The sequence below is a fragment of the Streptosporangium sp. NPDC050855 genome (assembly GCF_044456585.1).
In the GTDB taxonomy this organism is placed as follows: domain Bacteria; phylum Actinomycetota; class Actinomycetes; order Streptosporangiales; family Streptosporangiaceae; genus Streptosporangium; species Streptosporangium longisporum.
In genome coordinates this window covers 84,939-106,256 of record NZ_JBITFY010000015.1, presented here as the reverse complement: position 1 = coordinate 106,256, position 21,318 = coordinate 84,939, and the positions used below count along the sequence as shown (strand labels likewise).

The 21,318-nt window shown below is 72.9% G+C and carries 19 protein-coding genes, 1 pseudogene and 1 riboswitch; of the genes and pseudogenes, 12 read left to right on the top strand and 8 right to left on the bottom strand.

Going from position 1 to position 21,318, the window contains the following annotated elements:
• Positions 1-20 precede the first annotated feature (20 nt).
• On the top strand, positions 21-1,250 hold the full coding sequence (locus ACIBCT_RS27710; protein ID WP_399193400.1) for an Ig-like domain-containing protein: 1,230 nt from the start codon (positions 21-23) through the stop codon (positions 1,248-1,250).
• Positions 1,251-1,492: 242 nt separating this feature from the next.
• Here the strand turns inward: ACIBCT_RS27710 and ACIBCT_RS27705 are convergent, their stop codons facing one another.
• From ACIBCT_RS27705 to ACIBCT_RS27690, 4 genes are read right to left on the bottom strand one after another with little or no spacing between them, the layout of a single operon-like run.
• Positions 1,493-3,166, bottom strand: a complete 1,674-nt coding sequence (locus ACIBCT_RS27705; RefSeq protein ID WP_399193398.1) for a cytochrome bc complex cytochrome b subunit — start codon at positions 3,164-3,166, stop codon at positions 1,493-1,495.
• Positions 3,163-4,278 carry a Rieske 2Fe-2S domain-containing protein gene (locus tag ACIBCT_RS27700; RefSeq protein ID WP_399193396.1) on the bottom strand — a complete coding sequence of 372 codons (1,116 nt, stop codon included), beginning with the start codon at positions 4,276-4,278 and terminating at the stop codon, positions 3,163-3,165. Before ACIBCT_RS27700 ends, ACIBCT_RS27705 begins: the two co-directional genes overlap by 4 nt.
• On the bottom strand, positions 4,275-5,090 hold the full coding sequence (locus ACIBCT_RS27695) for a c-type cytochrome (protein WP_399193394.1): 816 nt from the start codon (positions 5,088-5,090) through the stop codon (positions 4,275-4,277). Before ACIBCT_RS27695 ends, ACIBCT_RS27700 begins: the two co-directional genes overlap by 4 nt.
• 16 nt (positions 5,091-5,106) lie before the next feature.
• Positions 5,107-5,724, bottom strand: coding sequence for a heme-copper oxidase subunit III (locus ACIBCT_RS27690; RefSeq protein WP_399193392.1), 618 nt, complete (start codon positions 5,722-5,724; stop codon positions 5,107-5,109).
• Positions 5,725-5,926: 202 nt separating this feature from the next.
• Here ACIBCT_RS27690 and ACIBCT_RS27685 point away from each other — a divergent pair, with 202 nt between their 5' ends.
• The 3 genes and pseudogenes from ACIBCT_RS27685 to ACIBCT_RS27675 all read left to right on the top strand — a co-directional run.
• A complete protein-coding gene (locus ACIBCT_RS27685; protein WP_344896806.1) occupies positions 5,927-6,325 on the top strand; it encodes a hypothetical protein in 399 nt (132 codons plus the stop codon).
• Positions 6,326-6,358: 33 nt separating this feature from the next.
• Positions 6,359-7,420, top strand: coding sequence for an anthranilate phosphoribosyltransferase (gene trpD, locus ACIBCT_RS27680; RefSeq protein WP_399193389.1), 1,062 nt, complete (start codon positions 6,359-6,361; stop codon positions 7,418-7,420).
• 83 nt (positions 7,421-7,503) lie between these two features.
• Positions 7,504-8,268, top strand: a pseudogene (locus ACIBCT_RS27675) (sensor histidine kinase); the annotation flags it as partial.
• Between the two features lie 66 nt (positions 8,269-8,334).
• Here the strand turns inward: ACIBCT_RS27675 and ACIBCT_RS27670 are convergent.
• The 3 genes from ACIBCT_RS27670 to ACIBCT_RS27660 form a co-directional block, all read right to left on the bottom strand.
• Entirely contained in the window at positions 8,335-8,622 is a 288-nt protein-coding gene (locus ACIBCT_RS27670) for an Lrp/AsnC family transcriptional regulator (RefSeq protein WP_399193638.1), read from the bottom strand.
• Positions 8,623-8,687: 65 nt separating this feature from the next.
• Entirely contained in the window at positions 8,688-10,412 is a 1,725-nt protein-coding gene (locus tag ACIBCT_RS27665; RefSeq protein ID WP_399193385.1) for a DEDD exonuclease domain-containing protein, read from the bottom strand.
• Between the two features lie 98 nt (positions 10,413-10,510).
• Positions 10,511-11,692 (bottom strand): phosphotransferase family protein, encoded by a 1,182-nt coding sequence (locus ACIBCT_RS27660; protein ID WP_399193383.1) that lies wholly within the window; start codon positions 11,690-11,692, stop codon positions 10,511-10,513.
• Positions 11,693-11,865: 173 nt separating this feature from the next.
• On the opposite strand from ACIBCT_RS27660, the gene ACIBCT_RS27655 reads away from it, so the two are divergent.
• The 8 genes from ACIBCT_RS27655 to ACIBCT_RS27620 all read left to right on the top strand — a co-directional run bounded on the left by ACIBCT_RS27655 (position 11,866) and on the right by ACIBCT_RS27620 (position 20,301).
• On the top strand, positions 11,866-13,188 hold the full coding sequence (locus tag ACIBCT_RS27655) for an NYN domain-containing protein (RefSeq protein WP_399193381.1): 1,323 nt from the start codon (positions 11,866-11,868) through the stop codon (positions 13,186-13,188).
• A 46-nt stretch (positions 13,189-13,234) separates the two neighbouring features.
• A complete protein-coding gene (locus tag ACIBCT_RS27650) occupies positions 13,235-13,909 on the top strand; it encodes a hypothetical protein (protein WP_399193379.1) in 675 nt (224 codons plus the stop codon).
• Positions 13,910-14,064: 155 nt separating this feature from the next.
• Positions 14,065-15,042 carry an NlpC/P60 family protein gene (locus ACIBCT_RS27645; protein ID WP_399193376.1) on the top strand — a complete coding sequence of 326 codons (978 nt, stop codon included), beginning with the start codon at positions 14,065-14,067 and terminating at the stop codon, positions 15,040-15,042.
• A 346-nt stretch (positions 15,043-15,388) separates the two neighbouring features.
• On the top strand, positions 15,389-15,679 hold the full coding sequence (locus ACIBCT_RS27640; RefSeq protein WP_399193374.1) for a DUF1905 domain-containing protein: 291 nt from the start codon (positions 15,389-15,391) through the stop codon (positions 15,677-15,679).
• A 367-nt stretch (positions 15,680-16,046) separates the two neighbouring features.
• A riboswitch (cyclic di-AMP (ydaO/yuaA leader) is annotated at positions 16,047-16,206 on the top strand.
• Between the two features lie 133 nt (positions 16,207-16,339).
• Positions 16,340-16,882 carry a C40 family peptidase gene (locus ACIBCT_RS27635; protein WP_399193372.1) on the top strand — a complete coding sequence of 181 codons (543 nt, stop codon included), beginning with the start codon at positions 16,340-16,342 and terminating at the stop codon, positions 16,880-16,882.
• 79 nt (positions 16,883-16,961) lie between these two features.
• Positions 16,962-17,906 (top strand): hypothetical protein, encoded by a 945-nt coding sequence (locus ACIBCT_RS27630; RefSeq protein WP_399193370.1) that lies wholly within the window; start codon positions 16,962-16,964, stop codon positions 17,904-17,906.
• Positions 17,903-19,180 (top strand): M48 family metallopeptidase, encoded by a 1,278-nt coding sequence (locus tag ACIBCT_RS27625; RefSeq protein ID WP_399193368.1) that lies wholly within the window; start codon positions 17,903-17,905, stop codon positions 19,178-19,180. Before ACIBCT_RS27630 ends, ACIBCT_RS27625 begins: the two co-directional genes overlap by 4 nt.
• The gene (locus ACIBCT_RS27620) at positions 19,177-20,301 is read left to right on the top strand and encodes a glycosyltransferase family 4 protein (RefSeq protein WP_399193366.1); all 1,125 of its coding nucleotides are present in this window, start codon (positions 19,177-19,179) and stop codon (positions 20,299-20,301) included. Before ACIBCT_RS27625 ends, ACIBCT_RS27620 begins: the two co-directional genes overlap by 4 nt.
• Here the strand turns inward: ACIBCT_RS27620 and ACIBCT_RS27615 are convergent.
• The gene (locus tag ACIBCT_RS27615) at positions 20,298-21,227 is read right to left on the bottom strand and encodes a helix-turn-helix domain-containing protein (protein ID WP_399193364.1); all 930 of its coding nucleotides are present in this window, start codon (positions 21,225-21,227) and stop codon (positions 20,298-20,300) included. The two genes, ACIBCT_RS27620 and ACIBCT_RS27615, sit on opposite strands and share 4 nt — an antisense overlap.
• Between the last annotated feature and the right edge of the window lie 91 nt (positions 21,228-21,318).

Here is a 21,318-nt window from a genome sequence, read left to right as displayed (position 1 = left end):
ATCCGGACAGGGGAGTTCATGTGGGGCACGCTATCCGCGGTTCGAGCCGGGGGGCCGGGGCCGGACTGCTGGCCCTCGCCCTGGTGACCGCCTCCTGCTCGACGAGCACCGCCACGCCGGGCGGATCCGCACCGGCCTCCTCGCCCGCCGCGGCGGCGGCCCTGGTCACCGTGGCGCCCCTGAACGGGGCGACCGGCGTGCCCACCGACGCGCCGATCGTGGTCGCAGCCCAGGGCGGCACGCTGACCCAGGTCGCCGTCAGGGCCGTGAAGGGCTCCAAGAAGCCGCTGGCGGGCGTTCTGAGCGCCGACGGTACCCAGTGGCGCAGCCGCGGCACGGCGGCTCCAGGGGCCTCCTACGAGGTCCAGGCGACGGCCGTCAACCCGGCGGGCACCGCCACCCGGACCACCTCCTCGTTCTCGACCGTGAAGGCGCGGGAGACGTTCGCGATCCAGAACATCACCCCGAACAAGGACGACACCGGCCTGACCGTCGGCGTCGGCATGCCGATCATGATCACCTTCGACCGGGACGTCTCCGACCGGGTCTCGATCGAACGCCACCTGTCGGTGAAGACCTCCCGGCCCGTGCTGGGCGCGTGGCACTGGTTCGACGACCGCAACGTGCACTTCCGCCCCAAGAGGTTCTGGCCGGCCGGCACCAGGGTCCGCGTGCAGGCCCGCCTCGCCGGGGTGCGCGGCGGCGCCGGCCTGTACGGCGCGGCCGGCCGCACCGTCGACTTCAGGATCGGCCGCTCGCAGATCACCCGGGGCAGCGTGCTGTCCCACCACCTCACCGTGCGGCGCGACGGCAGGGTCGTCCGGGAGATCCCGATGAGCGCCGGCAAGGGGGGCGTGTGGAAGTACCACACGACCAGCGGCGTGCACCTGGCCATGTCCCGGGAGAACGTGACCGTCATGACCTCGCCGGGGATCGGGCCGGGCTCGCCCGGGTACTACCGGCTGACCGTCTACGACACCGTGCGCATCTCCAACAGCGGCGAGTACATCCACAGCGCGCCCTGGTCGGTCGGCTCCCAGGGGTACTCCAACGTCAGCCACGGCTGCGTCAACGTCAGCCCGTCCAACGCCAAGTGGTTCCTGGACAACACGCTGATCGGGGACCCGATCATCATCACCGGCTCGCCCCGCGTCCTGGAGCCCACCAACGGCTGGGGGCACTGGCAGGAGAGCTGGCGCCAGTGGCTGAAGTGGAGCAGCCTCAAGCACTTCACCACCGACGACGTCTGACCCCTGCCATCCGCGAGGCCCGTACGAGGTCCGTACCAGAGGCCCGTGCGAGGTCCGTACGAGAGCGTGCGAGGCCCGCGGCGGGCCCCAGGCGCACGAGAAGGGGGCCCGGACACCGTGTCGGTGTCCGGGCCCCCTCACGTGCGGCCGTGGCCCCTGGGTGCCCCTGAGAGCCCCTGAGAGCCCCTGGGGGTCTCCCGGTCAGTGCTCCCGGAGGCCCTGAGGCCCCCGGGGTAGTGCGGTCAGCGGGTCAGGGACCTGTCCTCGCCCTTGCCGACCGCGGCGTGCTCGTCGTGACCGTGGCCGTCTCCGTGGCCGTCTCCGTGGCCGTCTCCGTGCCCTGCCTCCAGCGGGATCTTCTCGCCGCCGTAGGCCTGGCTCATCTTGACGCGGAGCCTGCCCAGCGGGCCGCGCATCCCCTTGGACGGGATGCCGTCGCGGCCGGTGTTCCCGTCGGTGATGACCGGGACGGTCTCCCGGCGCATGTGGGCCGCGATGGCCTCGTGCGGCGGGACGTGCACCTCGACGTACTCGCCGTGGGGGAGCCGCTTGATCACGCCGGACTCCACGCCGTGGCTGAGGATCTCCGCGTCGCTGCGCTGCAGGCCCAGGCAGACCCGGTAGGTGATGATGTACGCCACCACCGGCCCGGCGATGATCAGGAAGCGTCCGACGTAGGTCGTCCAGTTCAGCGAGACCTGGAAGAACGCGGAGATCTCGTCGTTGGCGCCGAGCAGCCACAGGACACCGTAGAAGGTGACCGCGGCCATGCCGATCGAGGTGCGGTGCGGGTTGTTGCGGGGACGCTCGGCGATGTGGTGCTCGCGCCGGTCGCCGGTGACCCACTGTTCGATGAACGGGTAGAGCGCCAGGCCCGTCATGATGATGCCCATCGGCACCAGGGCGGGGATCAGCACGCTCATCGCGAGCGTTCCCCCGGCCTGACCGAAGAGGTTGATCTCCCAGGCGGGCATCAGGCGGAGCGAGCCCTCCAGGAAGCCCATGTAGAAGTCGGGCTGCGAACCGGCCGAGATGTCGGCCGGGGTGTAGGGACCGAACAGCCAGATCGGGTTGATCTGGGCGAAGGTGCCCAGCAGCGCGATGACCCCGAACGTGAACATGAAGTAGGCGCCGGCCTTGATCATGAAGGCCGGGTAGAAGGGGGAGCCCACCACGTTCTCGTTCGTGCGGCCCTTGCCCGACATCTGGGTGTGCTTCTGCACCCACATCAGGATCATGTGGGCGCTGATCAGCGCCAGCAGGATGCCCGGGATCAGCAGGATGTGCAGGGAGTAGAACCGGGAGATGACGTCCTCGCCCGGGTACTCGCCGCCGAAGAGGAAGAAGGTGATCCAGGTGCCGACCAGCGGCAGCGAGATCGCCACGCCCTCGGTGATCCGCAGGCCCGCGCCGGAGAGCAGGTCGTCGGGCAGGGAGTAGCCGGTGAGGCCCTCGGCCAGCGCCAGCGTCAGCAGCAGCACGCCGATCAGCCAGTTGAGCTCGCGGGGCTTGCGGTAGGCGCCGGTGAAGAACACCCGCAGCGCGTGGATCATCATGCCGCCGATGAACAGCAGCGCCGCCCAGTGGTGCATCTGGCGCATCAGCAGTCCGCCGCGCACGTCGAAGCTGATCGACAGCGACGACGCGTACGCCTCGGACATCATGACGCCGCGGAGCGCGTCGTAGGAGCCGGCGTACTCCACGTGGGCCATGCTCGGCTTGAAGAACAGGGTCAGGAACGTGCCGGTCAGCAGGAGGATGATGAAGGAGTAGAGAGCGATCTCACCGAGGAGGAACGACCAGTGGTCGGGAAAGATCTTCCGAAGGTTGCGCCGGAGGAAGTTCCCCGCCCCGAGGCGGTCGTCGACGAAGTTACCCGCGCCCGCGATGGGCTTGGGAACGCTTTCGACACTCATTTTTGTTTGGCTCCGTTCTCACGGGCCTCGGCCTCGGCGTCGCCACGCTCCCAGAAGCTGGGACCGACAGGGACGGCGAAGTCCGCCGTAGCAACGAGGTACCCCTCATTATCCACGGCGATGGGCAGCTGGGGCAGAGGGCGGGCGGCCGGGCCGAAGATGACCTTGGCGCCGTCGGCGGCGTCGAAGGTCGACTGGTGGCACGGGCACAGGATGTGGTGGGTGGTCTGCTCGTACAGGGCCGCGGGGCAGCCGACGTGCGTGCAGATCTTGGAGTAGGCCACGATCCCGTCGTGCGTCCAGTTCAGGTTCGTCCCGGACCTGAGCTCCTCGGGACGGAACTTGATCAGGATCAGCGTGGCCTTGGCCAGCGCGTTCAGGTCGTGCTCGTAGCCCTCGGGGACCACCGACAGGATACCGCCGGGGGAGTTGAAGTCGGCCGCCCGGATGGGCGAGCCGCTTCCCTCGACGAGCAGCTTGCGGGGCTTGCCGTCCTTGGTCTTCTCTCCCCAGACGGTGTGCCGCAGCTTCTCGGGGAAGTCGTTGTAGGTCGGGCCGAGGTCGCGCAGCAGCACCAGCGGGGCCAGGCCCAGCGGGGCGGCTGCGGCCAGCAGGGTGCGCCGCAGCAGCGGGCGCTTGGTGATCCCGCTCTCGGCCGCGCCCTGCATGAAGGTCTCGCCGACGTAGGCCCTGGTCGCGGGGTCGGAGGCCATCGGGTGGCGTTCCTGGACCAGGCTGTACTTCGGCATCACCATGCGGACCCAGGTCACCATGCCCGCGGCCAGCGCGAGCAGCGCCAGGGTGAGCGTGCCGCCCAGCGCGAAGTTGGAGGTCTGCGTCTTCGCGACGTCGCCCACCTGGAAGATCACGTACGACGCGACGAAGGCGATCCCGGCCAGGAAGGCGACGGCGAAGCAGAGGGCGGCGTAACGCTCGCCCTTCTTCGCGGTCGCCTCGTCCTGCGGAACGACCCCGGGGACCTGGACGTCCGCGGGCCGGGCGGCCTGCCCGGTGCCGAGCATCGAGGTGCTCGCCGCGGGCGAGGGGGTGCCGATGACGCGCTTGGGCGCGCGCTCCTCGGGCTGTTCTGTGCCGTGGTTGTTCTCAGTCATTTGGCCTGTCGCCTCTTCGCGGTGATCCAGATGGCGGCCAGGGAGAGCAGGCTCAGACCGACGATCCAGGCCACCAGACCCTCGGTGACCGGGCCGATGCGGCCGAGACCGGCGCCGCCCGGGTCGGGCTCGTTGCGCACGCCCACGATGTAGGCGATCATGTCCCGCTTCTGCTCGGGGGTGATGATGCTGTCGTTGAACACCGGCATCGCCTGCGGGCCGGTGACCATGGCCTCGTAGATCTGCCGCTCGGTGGCCTGGTGCAGCGGCGGGGCGTACTTGCCCTGGGTCAGGGCGCCGCCCGCGCCGACGAAGTTGTGGCACTGGATGCAGTTCGCCCGGAACAGTTCACCGCCCTTGACCGCGTCGCCCTTGCTGGCGTCGACCATGTCGTCGTCCGGCGTGACCGGGCCACCGCCCAGGGACTGGATGTAGGCGCCGAGCTGGCGCAGCGTGTCCCGGGTGACCCAGGGGGCCACGGGCTTGCGCGGGGCCTGCGACGACGGGTTGGCCAGGGGCATGCGCCCGCTGCCGACCTGGAAGTCGACGGAGGCCGAGCCGACGCCGATCAGGGTCGGCCCCTGGCCGGTGCCCTCGGCGTTGCGCCCGTGACAGCTGGAGCAGCTGCGCTCGAAGAGCTTCTTGCCCTCGGCCACGTCGTCGGCCCTGCCGGACGCGATCGCCGCGTCGGCCTGCCGGGGGGTGGAGGCCGCCAGGGCGACGGTATAGAACCCGCCGATCAGCCCCAGGGCCAGGAGCAGGACGGCGTATCTCGCGAGGGGATGCCGCCGCCCAGCGGTGATCCTATTCACAGAGATCCCCGATTCCTTATTGAATTCCGTAGATGGTCACGAAAAGGCCGATCCAGACCACGTCCACGAAGTGCCAGTAGTAGGACACGACGATCGCGCTGGTCGCCTGCTCACGGGTGAAGCGCTTCGCGGCGTACGTGCGTCCCAGCATGAGCAGGAACGCGATCAGCCCACCGGTCACGTGCAGGCCGTGGAAGCCCGTGGTCAGATAGAACACCGAGTCGTACGCGGAGTGCGACAGCGTGTGCCCCTCGTGGACCAGCTCGCTGTACTCGTACAGCTGGCCGGCGACGAAGACGGCGCCCATCAGGAAGCTGACGATGTACCAGAAGCGCAGCTTGGCGACCTGGCCCTTCTCGGCAGCCCACACGCCCAGCTGGCAGGTCACACTCGACAGGACCAGGATGACCGTGTTGGCCAGGGAGAACGGGACGTTCAGGTGAGCCTCGGGCCAGGGTTGCCCCTGGCCGATGGTCACCGACCGGATGGTGAAGTACATCGCGAACAGCGCCGCGAAGAACATGAGCTCGGAGGACAGCCAGACGATCGTCCCCACGCTGACCAGATCGGGCCGGCGGGACGAATGTGCTGTCGTCGTCGTTGAGATTGCGGATGCTGTCGCCACGGGCAGCATTATTGCGGCTCTCCTGCTCGGGTCGCCGCACGCCCCCCCGATAGGGAGCGCATACGCCCTCTCGAAGTGGACGTACAGGGCAATTCGCCCGGCAATGGCTCCGGTCTGGGAGCCGGGGGCGGCAGACCGGTAGCATCCCAGGTGACCATACATCGACGGACGAGGGACAGTGAGCGCGACCGTGAGCACCGACGACACGACGATGAGGATCCTCGTCTACAGCGACGACGCGAGCACCCGCGAGAGAGTCCGCCAGGCCGTCGGCCGCCGCCCCGCCGCCGACGTGCCCTTCGTGGAGATCGTGGAGTGCGCCACCCACGCCAAGGTCGTCCAGTACTTCGACTCCGGTGAGATCGACGTCGCCGTGCTCGACGCCGAGGCCAAGCCGGCCGGGGGCATGGGCGTGGCCCGCCAGGCCAAGGACGAGGTGCACGACTGCCCGCCGATCTGCCTGCTGATCGCCCGCAGCGCCGACCGCTGGCTGGCCGAGTGGTCGCGCGCCGAGGCCGTGCTGGGGCACCCGATCGACCCGGTCGTGCTCGCCGAGACCGTCGCCGACCTGATGCGCCGCCGCCTGTCCACCCGCCTGCCCGCCCGGTAGAGAACCCCGGCGAAGACCCCCCTGGAGACCTTCATGGACGCGCGTACCACCTGGCCCGCGCTGTTGTCCGCCCTGCTCGCGGGTGAGCACCTGACGGCCGACGAGACCGCCTGGGCGATGGACCAGATCATGTCCGGCTCGGCCACCCCCGCCCAGATCGCCGGCTTCGCCGTGGCGCTGCGGGCCAAGGGCGAGACGGTCGCAGAGGTGGCCGGCCTGGCGCGCATCATGCTGGAGCGGGCCGTGCCGCTGTCGGTCGAGGGCCACGTCGTCGACGTCGTCGGCACCGGGGGAGACCGGGCGCACACCGTCAACGTCTCGACCATGGCCGCGATCGTGGCCGCCGCCGCCGGGGCCAGGGTCGTCAAGCACGGCAACCGGGCCGCCTCCTCCTCCTGCGGCGCCGCCGACGTCCTGGAGCACCTGGGGATCATGCTCGACCTGCCCCCGGCCGAGACCGCCAGGGTCGCGGTGGAGGCCGGGATCGCCTTCTGCTTCGCGCCCGTCTACCACCCGGCGCTGCGCTTCGCGGGCCCGCCCCGCAAGGAGCTGGGCATCCCCACGGTCTTCAACTTCCTGGGCCCGATGACCAACCCGGCCAGGCCCGCCGCCCAGGCGGTCGGCATCTTCGACGAGCGCATGCTCCCCGTGGTGGCCGGCGTGTTCGCCGAGCGCGGCGTCTCCGCGCTCGTCTTCAGGGGCGACGACGGGCTGGACGAGCTGACCATCTCCACGACCTCCACGGTCTGGGTGGTGCGCGCCGGCCAGGCCGAGCGGACCGTGTTCGACCCGGCCGTCCTGGACATCACCAGGGCAGAGCCGGACGCGCTGCGCGGCGGGGACGTGGCCTTCAACGCCCAGGCCGTCCACGACCTCCTCGCCGGCCGCACCGGCCCGGTCCGCGACGCCGTGCTGCTGAACGCCGCCGCCGCGCTGGTCGCCCTCGACGGCGCCTCCGGCGACGCGAGCGGCGCCGTCGAGGACCTGGACGCCGCGATGGCCGCCGGGTACGAGCGCGCCGTGCGGGCCGTCGACTCCGGTGCCGCCGCCGCCACCCTGGAGCGCTGGATCGAGGTCAGCCGGCCGCGCTCCTGACGTCGGCCCTCCCCTCGTGGACGGACCGCAGATCCGCCCACGAGGGGATGTGACCCTCGCTGGGAGCGCTCTAGATTGCGTCCATGTGGCGTGCCGACTCCTTGATCGGGCAGATGCTCCCCCTCCTGCTGGCGTGCGTGACGCCGGGTCTCTGCCTGGCCGTCGCGGTCCTGGCGCGCGAGCGCAGGCTGCTGCTGCTCAGGCTGAGATCCTGGGAGGCCGGGGACGCCGACCGGCGGCGGGAGCTGGCCCGCGCCCGGTTCGCCGAGCGCCGGGCGCGCATCGCCCGGGAGCTGCACGACATCGTCGCGCAGGGGATCAGCATGATGACGCTCGGCGTGGGCGCCGGGCGGATGATCATGAGCAAGGATCCCGAACGGGCCAGGGAGACCCTCAGGGTGGCCGAGGAGTCCGGCCGCCAGGCGCTGGTCGAGCTCCAGCGTGCCCTGTCCCTGCTGGACCTCGACGGTCCCTCCACCGGCAGGACGCCCCAGCCCAGGCTGTCGGACCTGGGCGACCTGCTCGCCGGGATCCGGGCGAGGGGGCTGCGGGTGGAGGTGGTCGAGGACGGCCGCCCCGCCGAGGTCGGGCTCGCCCTGGAGCTGGTGGCCTACCGCATCGTCCAGGAGGCGCTCGCCAACACCCTGCGGCACGCCGGGGCGGATTCGGCCCGCGTCACGCTGCGCTGGCGGCCGGGCCTGCTGGAGGTGTCCGTCCGCGACGACGGGCGCTCCGGCCCGCCGGGGGCCGCCGGGGCCGGCCTGCTCGGCATGCGCGAGCGCGCCGTCCTGTTCGGCGGGACGCTGGAGGCCGGCGTGCTGCGCGGCGGGGGCTTCGAGGTACGGGCCAGGCTGCCCACCGCCGGTGAGGTGAACCCCGGCCGCACCGGCGAGCCGGGGGGGCGGGCGCGGGGGCTAGTCGGACTCGCCCAGGCCGATCGAGAAGGCGGCGTCGAGGTCGTGCCGGGAGTAGGCCCGGAAGGCGATGTGCGTCTCGGTGTGCAGCACCCCGGCCACCTTGTTGATCCGCCCGGGGATCACCTCGGCGATCTCCTCGTAGGCGCTCACCCGGACCATGGCCATCAGGTCGTACTCGCCGGTTATCGAGTAGACCTCGCTCACCCCGTCGATCTCGGCGATCGTCTGGGCGACCTCGGGGATCCGGTCCACCTCGGCGTTGATGTGCACGATCGCGGTGACCACGAGCTTCCTCCTCGTTGAGTGCTGCCTGCCGCCTCAGAAGCTACCAGTGCCGTCCCGCGCGGCGCTCAGCGCAGCGGGCGGCCCTCGCGCGCCCGGCGCGGCTCGCCCCCCTGGTAGGCGCGGTCGATGCGCGCCTTGAGCCTCCCGGCGCCCGAGACGGGAAGGCTCCAGGTGCCCTCCACCTGCACCAGCCGGATCCCGGGTGACTCCAGCCAGCGCAGCACGCACTCGGTCTCCTCGGCACTGGCCGCGTGGACCGGCCCGGCCCCCGGGGACACGGTCTCCGCGGTGGCCGTCAGCGCGTCGACGAACGGGGTGGGATGGGCCCCGGAGGGCATCACCCCGGCCGAGGCGAGGCGGCCGTAGCGCACCACGTGGATCTCCCACCGGCCGCCGGGGAGCGGGGCGGCGGCGACCAGCTGGGGGATCGCGGTCAGCGACCGCAGCCGCTGCATCCGGGCCGAGGTGCGCACGTAGGCGGCCAGCCGGTCGCGGTCGGCCGCGGCCTCCTCGTAGCGCTGGTCGAGCGCCAGGCGCTCCATCCGGGCCTCGATGGCCGAGAAGACCGGGGCCGCGTCCAGCTCCAGCGCCCGGCGGGCCGCGACCACGTGCACGGCGTACTCCTCGGGGCTCTGGCGGCCCTCGCACGGCGCCCCGCACCGGCCGATCTCGGCGAGCGCGCAGGCCGACCGCCGCGAGCGCAGGGTGATCCGCTCGGTGCACTGGCGCAGCGGGATCGTCTCGTGCAGCGCCGCGCGGGCGTCCTCGGCGGCGCGGGTGCTGGAGAACGGGCCCAGGTAGGAGGCGTCGTCGTCCTTGATCTCGCGGACCACCGACAGTCGGGGGAACGGCTCGTCGGTCAGCTTCAGCCAGAACATCTTCTCCGGGAAGCGCGACCTGCGGTTGTAGCGGGGCTTGGCCGAGCCGATCAGCCGCAGCTCCCTGACCTCCGCCTCCAGCGGGGTCGCGCAGGAGATGGACCTGACCCGCGCGGCGATGCCGACCATCTCGCGGATGCGGGGCCGGGTCTCGCCCGCGGTGAAGTAGCTGCGCACGCGGTTGCGCAGATCGACGCTCTTGCCGACGTAGAGCGGGTCGCCGCCCTCGTCCTCGAACACGTACACGCCCGGGCCGGAGGGCACGGAGTCGGCCAGGTGGCGCTTGCGGCGCTGCTCGGGCGTGGGCGCGCGGACGAAGCCCTTGAGCTCCTCCAGCGTGTGCACCCCGAACGAGCCGGCCCGTTCCAGCAGCGCGTGCAGCACGTCGGCGGTGGCCCGCGCGTCGGCGAGGGCCCGGTGGCAGGGCTCGGTGCGGCTGAACATCTTCGCCAGGGTGGCGAGCTTGGCGTTGGGCGCCTCGTCGCGGGTCAGCAGCCGCCGCGCCAGGTCCACGGTGTCGACCACCGGATGGCCGGGCGGGGGGTAGTCGTGGGCGGCGCAGGCCGCCTTGAGGAAGCCCATGTCGAACCCGGCGTTGTGCGCCACCAGGGTGGAGCCCGCGGCGAACTCCAGGAACGAAGGGAGCACCGCCTCGATCCTGGGTGCCGCCACCACCATGCCGTCGGTGATGCCGGTCAGCACCGAGATGAACGGCGGGATCGGCGAGCCGGGGTCGACGAGGGTGCCGAACTCGCCGAGCACCTCGCCGCCCCTGACCTTGACCGCCCCGATCTCGGTGATGGCGTGCTCGGCCGCCGAGACGCCGGTGGTCTCCAGGTCGAAAACGACGAAGGTGACCTCGCTGAGCGGCGTGCCCAGCTCGTCGAGCGTTCCCTGTACGGCGTAGTCCACGATCCCCGACCCTAGAAGCCCCGACCGACATTTAGCGCGCCGCCTCCCCCTCGGGGGTCCCCGCGGGACGACCCCGCAGCCCCGCGGGCGGGCGCCGCTCAGCTGCGGCGATCCCCCGCGATCATCCGCTCCAGCCGGTGCCGGTGCAGCACCAGGTCGTCGGGGTCGGCGGGCACGGGCAGCTCGCCGAAGTGGACGCGGCGCTGCCAGACGCGGGCCATGATGACCCCGTGCCGCAGCGCGGCGTAGGTCTCGTAGAACCCCATGTCCCGGGGGGTGTACCCGGTCAGCTCCCGGTAGGTGCGGCACACGTCCTCGGAGCGCATGAAGTCCGGCAGGCCCGGCAGGCCCATGGACTCGGCGACGTCCTGGAAGAACCGGTGCAGGAAGATCATCCAGGCGAGGTCCAGTTCCCGGGGGGCGATCGTGGCCATCTCCCAGTCCAGCACCCCCACCGGGGTGAAGTCCCGGTACATCACGTTCCCGATGCGGGCGTCCCCCCAGCTCAGCACGTCGGGGCCGGGATCGTCCGGCCAGTGCTCCTCCAGCCAGCGAAACGCCCGCTCCAGCAGCGGGACCGGCCTCGCGCCGTGCGCCCACGCGTAGTAGGCGCGCTGCTCGTCGACGTGCCTGCGCAGCGCCGGCCCGCCCGTCCCGGCGGGCTCCAGCGCCGCCGTCTCCCCGGCGGTGAGCGCGGTGCCGTGCAGCCTGGCCAGGATCTCCACGCTGTGCCGCTGCAGCCGGTCGCGGTCGGCCGGGGAGGCCTCCGGCAGCCAGCCCGCGAAGGTGTACGGCGGCAGGTCCGGCGGCACGTCCCCCTCCAGGCGCTCCATCACGAAGAACGGGGTGCCCAGCGGGCCGGGGTCGGGCTCGTACCACAGGGTCGCCGGGGCGGGCACGCCCGCGCGTTCCCTGGCCAGCCGCATGACCTCGAACTGCCTGCCCAGGTCGTAGTCGGGGAAGACCGGCACCGCCTCGCTCGCCGGCGCCATCCTGGCCACGCACCGCACCTCGTGGACCTCGCCGACCCCGCCGACCCCGTCGACCCCGTCGACCCCGCCGACCCCGTCGACCTCGTGGCCCTCGCCGCCGGAGGTCCATCGCGCGTCGAAGATCAGGGTCTCGCTGGACAGCCCGTTCCCCGACGGATGGTCGACCCTGGGGATCGTGACGGGTGCCCCGACCCTGCCGGTGAGCCAGGAGCGCAACCGCTCGCGTACCTCGGCAAGGTCACGGGTGGAGGTCCGCATCCCCTCGGCCCGTTCGCGCCGCTCTTCCATCGCTCTCCCGTGGCGTAGGTCACAAAGTGATCCGCACAGTCGTAACCTATGAGCAATCGCTTGTCCATAAAGGGTTCACCGGCGGGCCGGGCGCCGGTCGTCTTCGGTCAGGTCGGGGTCAGGGTGCGCTAGCCGTACCCTTGACGTGAATGCCGATCCGAGTAGGGGCCGTGATGAGTTCAGCCGGAGAGGGCCTGTCTCGTCCGTTACCCGAGCAGGTCCGTTCACACGTCGTGGAGCTGGCCTCCCAGATCCTCGGGTCGATGCCCGCCGCCTCGGTCCCCGCGCCCCTGAAGGGGATCGCCAGGTTCGACCCGCGCAAGCGCGCCAAGCTCGGCGGCACGCCCATCGCTGCGCAGCTGGAGACCGACAAGAAGTTCCGCGAGCTGGTCGCCGAGACCCTGACCGCCGGCTGGCCCGAGCTGGTCGCCAGCCTGGCCGAGGGCACCGTCCCGCCGGCCGCCGAGCCGGTGATGGTGGCCGCCGCCGCCTACCTGACCCGGCCGCCGGGCTGGGCGGAGATGGTGGAGACGGCCCGGGAGGACCTGGAGCGGTCGGCCGTGGCCGCCGAGGGGTCGGCGCAGGAGCAGACGGTCACCCGGCTGCGCGAGCAGCTCGCCGCGCAGAAGGCCGCGGCCAAGGACGAGGCCGAGCGATTGCGCGAGCAGCTGCGGTCCTCCCGCTCGGAGGTGTCCGACCTGCGCCACCGGCTGCACGACGCCCGGGAGCGGGCCAGGGCCGCCGAGGCGCGCGCCGTCGCGGCCGAGGAGGCCGCGGCCGAGGTCAAGGCGACCGCGGTCTCGGCCGGAAGCGCGACCGAGGGCGAGCTGCGCCGCCTGCGCGAGCGCCTGGCCGACGCCGAGCGCCAGCTGGAGGCCACCCGCAGGGCCGCCCGCGAGGGCCGCAGCGTGGAGGACACCAAGGTGCGCATGCTGCTGGACGCCCTCCAGGACGCCGCGGCCGGGCTGCGCAGGGAGCTGGCGCTGCCCTCGGGCATCCACCGCCCCGCCGACTCGGTGGCCGCGGTGGCCCCGGGAAGCCAGGGCGTCCAGGCGGTCCCGGCTCGGGCGCTGGCCGACGACGACCCCGCCCTGCTCGACCAGCTGCTCGCGCTGCCGCAGATCCACCTCATCGTGGACGGCTACAACGTGACCAAGTCCGGCTACGGCACCTTCACCCTCGCCGACCAGCGCAGCCGCCTGCTCACCGGCCTGGGGGCGCTCTACGCGCAGACCCGTACCGAGCTGACCTGCGTCTTCGACGGCGCGGAGCTGAACGGTCCGGTCCCGGTGTCGGCGCCGCGCGGGGTGCGCGTGATGTTCAGCGCCCCCGGGCAGATCGCCGACGACCTGATCCGCCAGCTGGTCCGCGCCGAGCCCGCAGGACGGGCCGTCGCGGTGGTCTCCTCCGACCGGGAGGTGGCCGACTCGGTGCGCAGGATGGGGGCCCGCCCGGTGCCCGCGGTCCTCCTGCTGCGCCGCCTGGGTCGTGCGTGAACCTTTCGGGTGGTTCGCGCATCGAATGATCCAGGAGGATTACCCGATGAAGAAGATCATAGCGCTCGCCCTCACCGTCCTGGCCGCCGGCGCGGCCACCGCCGCACCCGCCGGCGCGGCCACCGTCCCCACCGTCCCCACCGGCGGCACCGCGTCCACCGGGACGGCCACGATCCCCAAGGGCTTCCTGCTGTACGAGAAGGAGGCCGCCAAGAAGGACGACGACCCCGAGACGACCTGGAAGGTCAGCGGCTCGGTGAAGACCCCGCTGGCGGTGAACCCCTGCGACCGGAGCACGCCGGCCCGGACCGGCCGCCTGGCCGCGCGGACGGTGACCTACACCGCGGTGCCGGACTTCATGAAGGTCGAGCAGGTCGTGCTGTACCGCTCACCGGCCGACGCGGCCAGGGCGGTCTCCCAGGTCCGCGCGGCCCTGGTCGCGTGCCGGTCCGACACCCGGTCCGGCTCCACCTACCGCTACGCCCACGCGCGGCAGGCCGGGATCGGCGACGAGGCGCTGAGGGTCTCCGGCCAGGTGTACTACCGCGGCAAGGCCGGGGTGGGCGGCGACCGGAGCGTGCTGGTCAGGAAGGGCAGCGCGGTCCTGATCTACCAGTGGGCCGGGGAGTACTCCAGGCCCGTCGCGAGCGACTGGGCCGTCCAGCTGCGCGACGCCAGGAGGATGACCGCCAAGGTCTGCTCCGTCGCCATCTGCCGGTAGCGGCGGGCCGCCGTCCGGCGGACATGACCTGCGGCGGAAGGAACGGCCACCTGTTTGGGGCAAACCCGACGAAAAGGTGAGCCAATCATTACTTCTTCTGTACTATTCGCCGCAGGTCTGTGTATCTGGGAGGCGTTGACGTGGCCGTGGCGGGCATGCCGGTTGGACTGAGTCGGATACCGGTGGCGGCCGGTCTCGCCCTCGCACTGCTGATGGTGCCGGTGAGCGGAGCGGTCGCGGAGCCCAAGCCCACCCTCGCCCAGGCCAGGAAGAAGCTGGCCAAGCTGAACGAGCAGGCCGACCAGGTCGTGGAGAAGTACAACCAGGCCGCCGAGAAGTGGAAGCGGGCCAGGAAGAAGTACCGGACGCTCAACGGCGACCTGGCCCGCCAGAGCGAGCGGGTCGCCGGGTTGCGCGAGGAGCTCGTCTCGATGGCCGTCAGCAGCTACCAGTCCGGTGCGATCACCGGCTGGGAGAGCATGGTCGTCCAGCCCGACCCCGCCGCGCTGCTCAGCGGCCTGGCCGCCGCCGACCAGATGGCCGCCTCCCGGGCCCGCTCCCTCAGCGCCTTCGACCAGGCCACCAAGGAGCTGCGGACCAACCGGGACAAGGCCAAGGAGGTGCTGGCCGAGGCCGACGAGACCCGCGACGAGCTCGCCGAGGAGAAGGCCAAGGCCGACAGGATGGTCAAGGTCCAGACCAAGCTCCTGCGCGAGCTCGGCGCCTTCCGCCAGGGCGACCCCGACAGCGCCGGGATCCAGTACACCGGCGCCGCCTCGGGCAACGCCCGTGCCGCCCTGCAGTTCGCCTTCGCCCAGGTGGGCAAGCCCTACCAGTACGGCGGCACCGGCCCCGGCGGCTGGGACTGCTCGGGCCTGGTGCAGGCCTCCTGGCGCACCGGCGGGGTCAGCATCCCCCGGACGACCTGGCAGCAGTGGAGCTGGGGCGCGAGCCGCAAGGTCTCGCTGAACGACCTGCAGCCGGGGGACCTCATCTTCAGCGAGGGCCTGGGGCACGTCAGCATGTACGCGGGCGACGGCAAGATCGTGCACGCCCCGCAGACCGGCGACGTGGTCAAGGTCGTCCCGCTGTCGGCCTACGGCCGCCGCCTCGTCGGGGCCGTCCGCCCCTGAGGGCCCGTCGCTTCTGGGGGCCCGCCCCTGAGGGCCCGTCGCTTTTGAGGGCCCGTCCGTCCCTCAGGGCGGTTCGTGTGCCCCTGAGGGCCCCGTCGTGCTCCTGAGGGCCTGTCCGCTCCTGAGGGCCCGTGTGCCCGGGGCCGCCCTCTCCCGAGGGGGCTCCGGTCCGTCTGGGCCGCTCGCCCCCCGGACGGGCCGCCCACCGGCGCCCGTGGGGGTCCGTGAAGACGTCTCGCGCGCGGGCGACGATTCCGCGCCCTCGCGGGAGTCCTCTCTCCGGACGGACCATCGGCCTCCTCCGGCCCCCGGAGGCGTGCCGCGACACAGGACCAGGGAGACGACGATGCCCACCCCCGCGACCCCGCAGCCGCTCGGCCACACCTTCACCGCCCCCATCGAGAAGGACGGCGCCTTCGCCACCTTCGTGACCGTGCCGGGCTCGGCCGAGCTCCTCGGCACGAGGCGGGCCGTGAAGGTCACCGGGACGGTCGACGGTCACCCGTTCGCCGCCACGCTGATGCCCTCGGGCGCCGGCCCGCACTGGCTGCCGCTGCGGGCGGAGCTGTGCAGGCTGATCGGCAAGCACGAGGCCGGGGCCGAGGTGACGTTCCACCTCGAGCGGCGGCTGAGCTGAACCGTCGCCCGCGGGCCCGGGAACGCCGCTCGCGGCGACCCGGGCCACGGCGTCCCCCGCGCTCACCGCGAGGGCCGGAACGATGTGACGAAGATAACAAAACTCGCGATTCACAGGGCTTGGAGGGCGATGTGACGAGAGTCATATCTCGATCGCATAAATAGGCATCACGCAGCGGTAACGGGAGGATCAAGAAGCCCTCTCGATCCTCCGTTTCTGGGAACCCTTTGCCGAAACGTGGCGATCGGAGTAACTTCTGGCTGCGCGACGTGCAAGCCATGCCGCCGCGGTGAACGACGGTCTCCGGGCCGTCTTCGTCCATAGAAATCCAGCCGGCCGCCGCGCCCCCGCAAGGGGCGGACGTCATCGTGGCGGCCCGCCGAATCCGTGCAGCCAGGAGGCATGGAACCGGGGACCCAAAAGGCCCGACACACCGTGGCCAGGGGTGAATCGGCACATTTGTGCCGTAGGGCATCTTCCAAGCCCGAATCCGTCAGCTAACCCGGTAGGCATCAGTGGAAGCACCAAGGAGAAATCCTGTCTACCACCCCGTACAACCCCCGTTTGTCACGCTTTTTCCGCCTTTCTCTAGGCGGCGTCGCCCTCACGTTGACCGCCTCAGCCGGAGCGGTCACCCTGGGACCCACGGCGGCGCAGGCGATGACGGACAATCCCCCTGAGATCCTGGTCAGCAGCGCGACCGGCGTCTCCGAGCAGACCGAGAGCACGGAGACCGGGCGGGCCACGACGAAGGGCACGGTCAAGGCCAGGACCAAGGCCAGGACCGCCACGAAGTCCAAGGCCAAGGCCAAGACCACGATGAGCAGGGCGGCACTGCAGAAGGTTCGGGCCGGCAAGGCCGTCGCGGCGGCCAAGAAGCAGATCGGCGATCCGTACCGGTGGGGAGCCTCCGGTCCCGGAGCCTTCGACTGCTCGGGGCTCGTCCGCTACGCCTGGCGCACGGCCGGCGTGTCCCTTCCCAGGATCACGCACAGCCAGTACAGGTCGCTCAAGAAGAAGGTCCCTTGGAGCAAGCTGCTCCCCGGTGACCTGCTGTTCTTCAGCGGAAAGGGCCACGTCGGCATGTACGTCGGCAAGGGCAGGATGGTCCACTCGCCGAGCAGCGGCAAGTCCGTCCGGATCGTGAAGCTGAAGGGGCACTACCGGTCCTCCTTCGCGGGAGCGGCCCGGCCCGGAGCCTGAACCCGAACGGTGACAGCGGTCCCGTCCCCGCACCGCGGGGACGGGACCGCTGCCGTCCGGTCGGCTACCATCGGCTCACATGTCCGTCCCGAACGGGTCCCACCCGGGCGGATCCGTCCCGCGAGGCCGCCGCGCCGTGCTCGCCGGGATGCTGGCGCTGCTGAGCGCCGGCCCGCTCACCGGGGCCGGACCCCTCCCGGCCGGCCGGCACGGCCTCCCCGGCGTCCCGGACTCCCTCGGCACCCTCGCCGGCCGCCGCACTCCCGCCGTCCCCGGACCTCCCGGGGTCTCCGGTGTTCCCGGCGTCCCCGATGTTCCCGATGTTCCCGATGTCCCCGCCGGCCTCTGGCCGGACGGCGCGACCGTCGTGCGGGGCCGGCACTCCGTGGTGGTCGGCCACCGCGTGCCGCACGCCGCCCTGCGGGACCTGGCGGCCACGGCCGACCGGGCCCGGCGCACCGTCGCGGAGATCTGGGGACCGGTCCGGGCCCTGGTCCTCCACCCCGCCACCGACGCCGAGGCCGCCGCCCTCGCCGGGGCGGGAAGCACCCGCGGCCTGGCCGCCCTGGCCACCGCGGACCGGGTGATCGTCCTGCCGTCCGGCTACGCCCGGCTCACCGCGACCGGCAGGGACGTGGTGATCACGCACGAGCTCACCCACGTGGCCACCGGCGCCACCCGCGGCGGCCGGGTGCCGATGTGGCTCTCGGAGGGTTTCGCGGACTACGCCGGGTACCGCGACGCCGGGATCGCCGTGCGGACGGTCGCCGCCGAGCTGGCCGCGGAGGTGCGCGCCGGGACCCTGCCCGCCCGCCTCCCCGGACCGGCCGATTTCGCCCCGGGCGCCCCGAGGCTCGCGCAGGCCTACGAGGAGGCGTGGCTTGCCTGCCGCCTCGTCGCGGAGCGCTTCGGGGAGAAGGCGTTGGTGAGGCTCTACGGTAGCGATGTCGGGAGCACGCTCGGCCTGTCGGCGGCCGAGTTCACCCGGGCCTGGCGCGAGTACCTCCGGAGGGAACTGCGATGACGCTGAGCACGACGGACGCGCCCTCGGGCACGCGGTCGGCGGGGTGGGCGCTGGCCGCCCTGGGCGCGCTCACCCTGGCGGTCGTGGCGTTCACCACGCCCTGGCGGGCCCTGCCCGCGGCGGCGCCCGAGGTCGCCCCCTCCCCGGAGCGGGACTTCACCGCCGAGCAGATCGCCCGCTCCCAGGCGTTCGACGCGCTGGTCAGCGTTCCCGCGTACCTGTCGCTGGGCCTGACGCTGGTCGTGGCCGGGGTGCTGGTGGCCACGCCGCTGGGCGCCCGGCTGGCCGACCGGCTGCGGGGCCCCTGGTGGCTGCGCGTGCTGCTCGGCGTGCTGGTGATCTCGGCCGCGGTGGCGGCCCTGCGCTGGCCGCTGGGGATGTGGTCGGAGACCTACCTGCGCGAGTACGGGCTGTCCACCCAGCAGTGGCCCGCGTGGTCGGCCGACCGGGTCAAGAGCGCGGGCGTCGGCACGGCACTGACCGCGATCATGGTCCTGGCGGTGGTCGCGCTGGCGCGGCGCTACCGGCGCTGGTGGATCCCGGCCTCGGCCGGGGTGTTCGCGCTGACGCTGGGCGCGTCCTTCGCCTACCCGGTGCTCATCGAGCCGATCTTCAACGACTTCAGGCCGATGGAGGCCGGGAAGCTGCGCGACGACCTGCTCGCCATGGCCGCCAGGGACGGCGTGCCCGTGGAGGACGTGCTCGTCGCCGACGCCTCGCGGCGGACCACCGCGCTCAACGCCTACGTCTCCGGCTTCGGCGCCACCCGCAGGATCGTCGTCTACGACACGCTGCTGCGGGCCCCCGCCGACGAGGTCGAGCTGGTGGTCGCGCACGAGCTGGGCCACGCCGAGGCGGGCGACGTGCTCTGGGGAACGCTCGTCGGCGGCCTGGGCGCGGCCTGCGGGGCGTGCCTGCTGTACGCGGTCGCCTCGGCGCCGGGCCTGCGGCGGCGGGCCGGGGTGCCCGCCCTCGGCGACCCGCGGGCCACGGGCCTGATCATGGGGCTGGTGAGCCTGGCCACGGTCCTGTCGGGACCGGCCCAGAACGTGGTGAGCAGGCAGGTCGAGGCCCGCGCCGACGTGCACGCGCTGGACCTGACCCGCGACCCGGCGACGTTCGTCGCCATGCAGCGGCGCCTGGCCGCCACCAACGTCTCGGACCTGTCGCCCGACCCCCTCGAACACCTGCTCTACGCCTCGCACCCCGCGGCGCCGCAGCGCATCGCCGCGGCCCGCTCCTGGGCCCGGCTGAACGGTCTCCCCGAGCCGTGAGCCGGACCCTGGTCGTCACGAACGACTTCCCGCCCCGCGCGGGAGGGATCCAGTCCTTCGTGCACGGCCTCGTGGCCCGCCGCCCGCCCGGCTCGGTCGTCGTGTACGCCCCGGCCTGGCCCGGCGGTGACGCCTTCGACCGGCGCCGGCCGTACCCGGTGGTGCGGCACCCGGGGTCGCTGATGCTGCCCTCGCCCGCGGTGGCCCGCCGGGCCGCCGCCCTGGTCGCCCGGTTCGGCTGCGACACCGTGGTCTTCGGGGCGGCGGCGCCGCTGGGCCTGCTCGCGCCGAGGATGCGCGAGGCCGGGGCACGCCGCGTGGTCATGCTCACCCACGGCCACGAGGCGGGATGGGCCGGGATCCCGCTGGCCCGCGGGATCCTCGCCAGGATCGGCGCGGAGGCCGACGCGGTCACCTACCTGGGGGAGTACACCCGGCGCCGGCTGGCCGGGCTGGTCCCCGAGGGCAGGCTGGTGCGGCTGGCGCCCGGCGTCGACACCGGGACGTTCCACCCCGGCGCCGGGGGGGAGCGGATCCGCGCCGAACTGGGCCTGGGGGACCGGCCGACGGTGGTCTGCCTGTCCAGGCTGGTGCCGCGCAAGGGCCAGGACACGCTCCTGCGGGCCTGGCCCACGGTGCTGCGGGACGTCCCCGACGCGGTGCTCCTGATCATCGGTGGCGGCCCGTACCGCAGGACGCTGGAACGGCTCGCCCGGCCGCTGGGCGGCGCGGTCCGGATCGTCGGCCCGGTGCCGGAGTCCGCGCTGCCCGGCCACCTCGCCGCGGGAGACGTGTTCGCCATGCCGTGCCGCACCCGCCTGGGCGGCGTGGACGTCGAAGGGCTCGGCATCGTCTACCTGGAGGCGTCCGCCACCGGGCTGCCGGTGGTGGCGGGCTCCTCGGGCGGCGCCCCCGACGCCGTGCTGAACGGGGAGACCGGGCTGGTGGTCGACGGGACCCGTCCGGACGAGGTCGCCGCGGCCCTGACCGGCCTGCTCAAGGACCCGGCCGGCGCGCGGGCCATGGGGGAACGGGGGCGCGAGTGGGTCGCGCGCGAGTGGAGCTGGGAACGTGCCGCGGCCCGCTTCGCCCGCCTGCTGGAGCCCGCGCAGACCCCCTAACCCCGCTCCGCGCCCTCCGAAAGACCGGCGGGGCGACCGGCGCGGGACGCGGCCGGGCCGCCGGGACGGGCGTCCCCGGGGTCACCGACGGGGTCACCGACGGGGTGGCCGGTGAGACGGTCGAGCGCCGCGGAGGTGGCGTCGTCGGCGGGCAGGTGGACGACGAGGCGCTGGTCGTCGTCGGCGGGCAGCTCCAGGGTCTCGTACGCCAGGCGCAGCTCGCCCGTCTCGGGGTGGAGCATCCGCAGCACGCCGCTCGCCCGGGGCAGGCCGGGCAGGGTCTCCACGCGCCCGGTGAAGGCGGTCCCGGCGGTGACGGCCAGCTCGTCGGCGAGCAGCACCAGGTGCGGGTCCGTCCGGAACGCCCCCTGCTTGAGGGCGGCGACCTGCTCGTCGGCGACCTCGTCCCAGTCGGGGTAGACGGCCCGCGCCCGCTCGTCGGTGAACACGAAGCGGGCGAGGTTCGGCGGATCGCCGTCCAGCAGCCCGGCCGGTCCGGCCAGCCGCCGGTACCCGGCCGTGCAGGCCAGGACCTCGCTCAGCCGGTTGAGCAGCACCGCGGGGGCCGGTTCCAGGCGGTCGAGCAGCGCCCGTACGGCGGGGCGCGTCACGCGGGGCGGCACCGGCGCGTCCACGCAGCCGAAGCCGCCCTCGGCCGTCTTGCCGAGACGGTGCAGGTGGACGCGTTCGATCGTGGTCAGCCGCAGCGCGTCGGCGAGGGCGGAGAGCACCTGCACGGACGGCCGCCGGTCGCGTCCCTGCTCCAGGCGGGTCAGGTACTCGACGCTGACCCCGGACAGCGTGGCCAGCTCGGCCCGGCGCAGGCCCGGCGTGCGGCGCCGGGGGCCGGTCGGCAGCCCGATCTCGGAGGGTGACACCGCTTCGCGGCGGACGCGCAGGAACAGTCCCAGTTCGTTGTCGCTCACGGTGCGAACGTAACAGCGGTGCCCGCGGGGACCGTGCCCGCGGGCCACCGCCCCCGGCCGTTCCCCGCGTCCGCTTTCGCCTTCCCCGCGT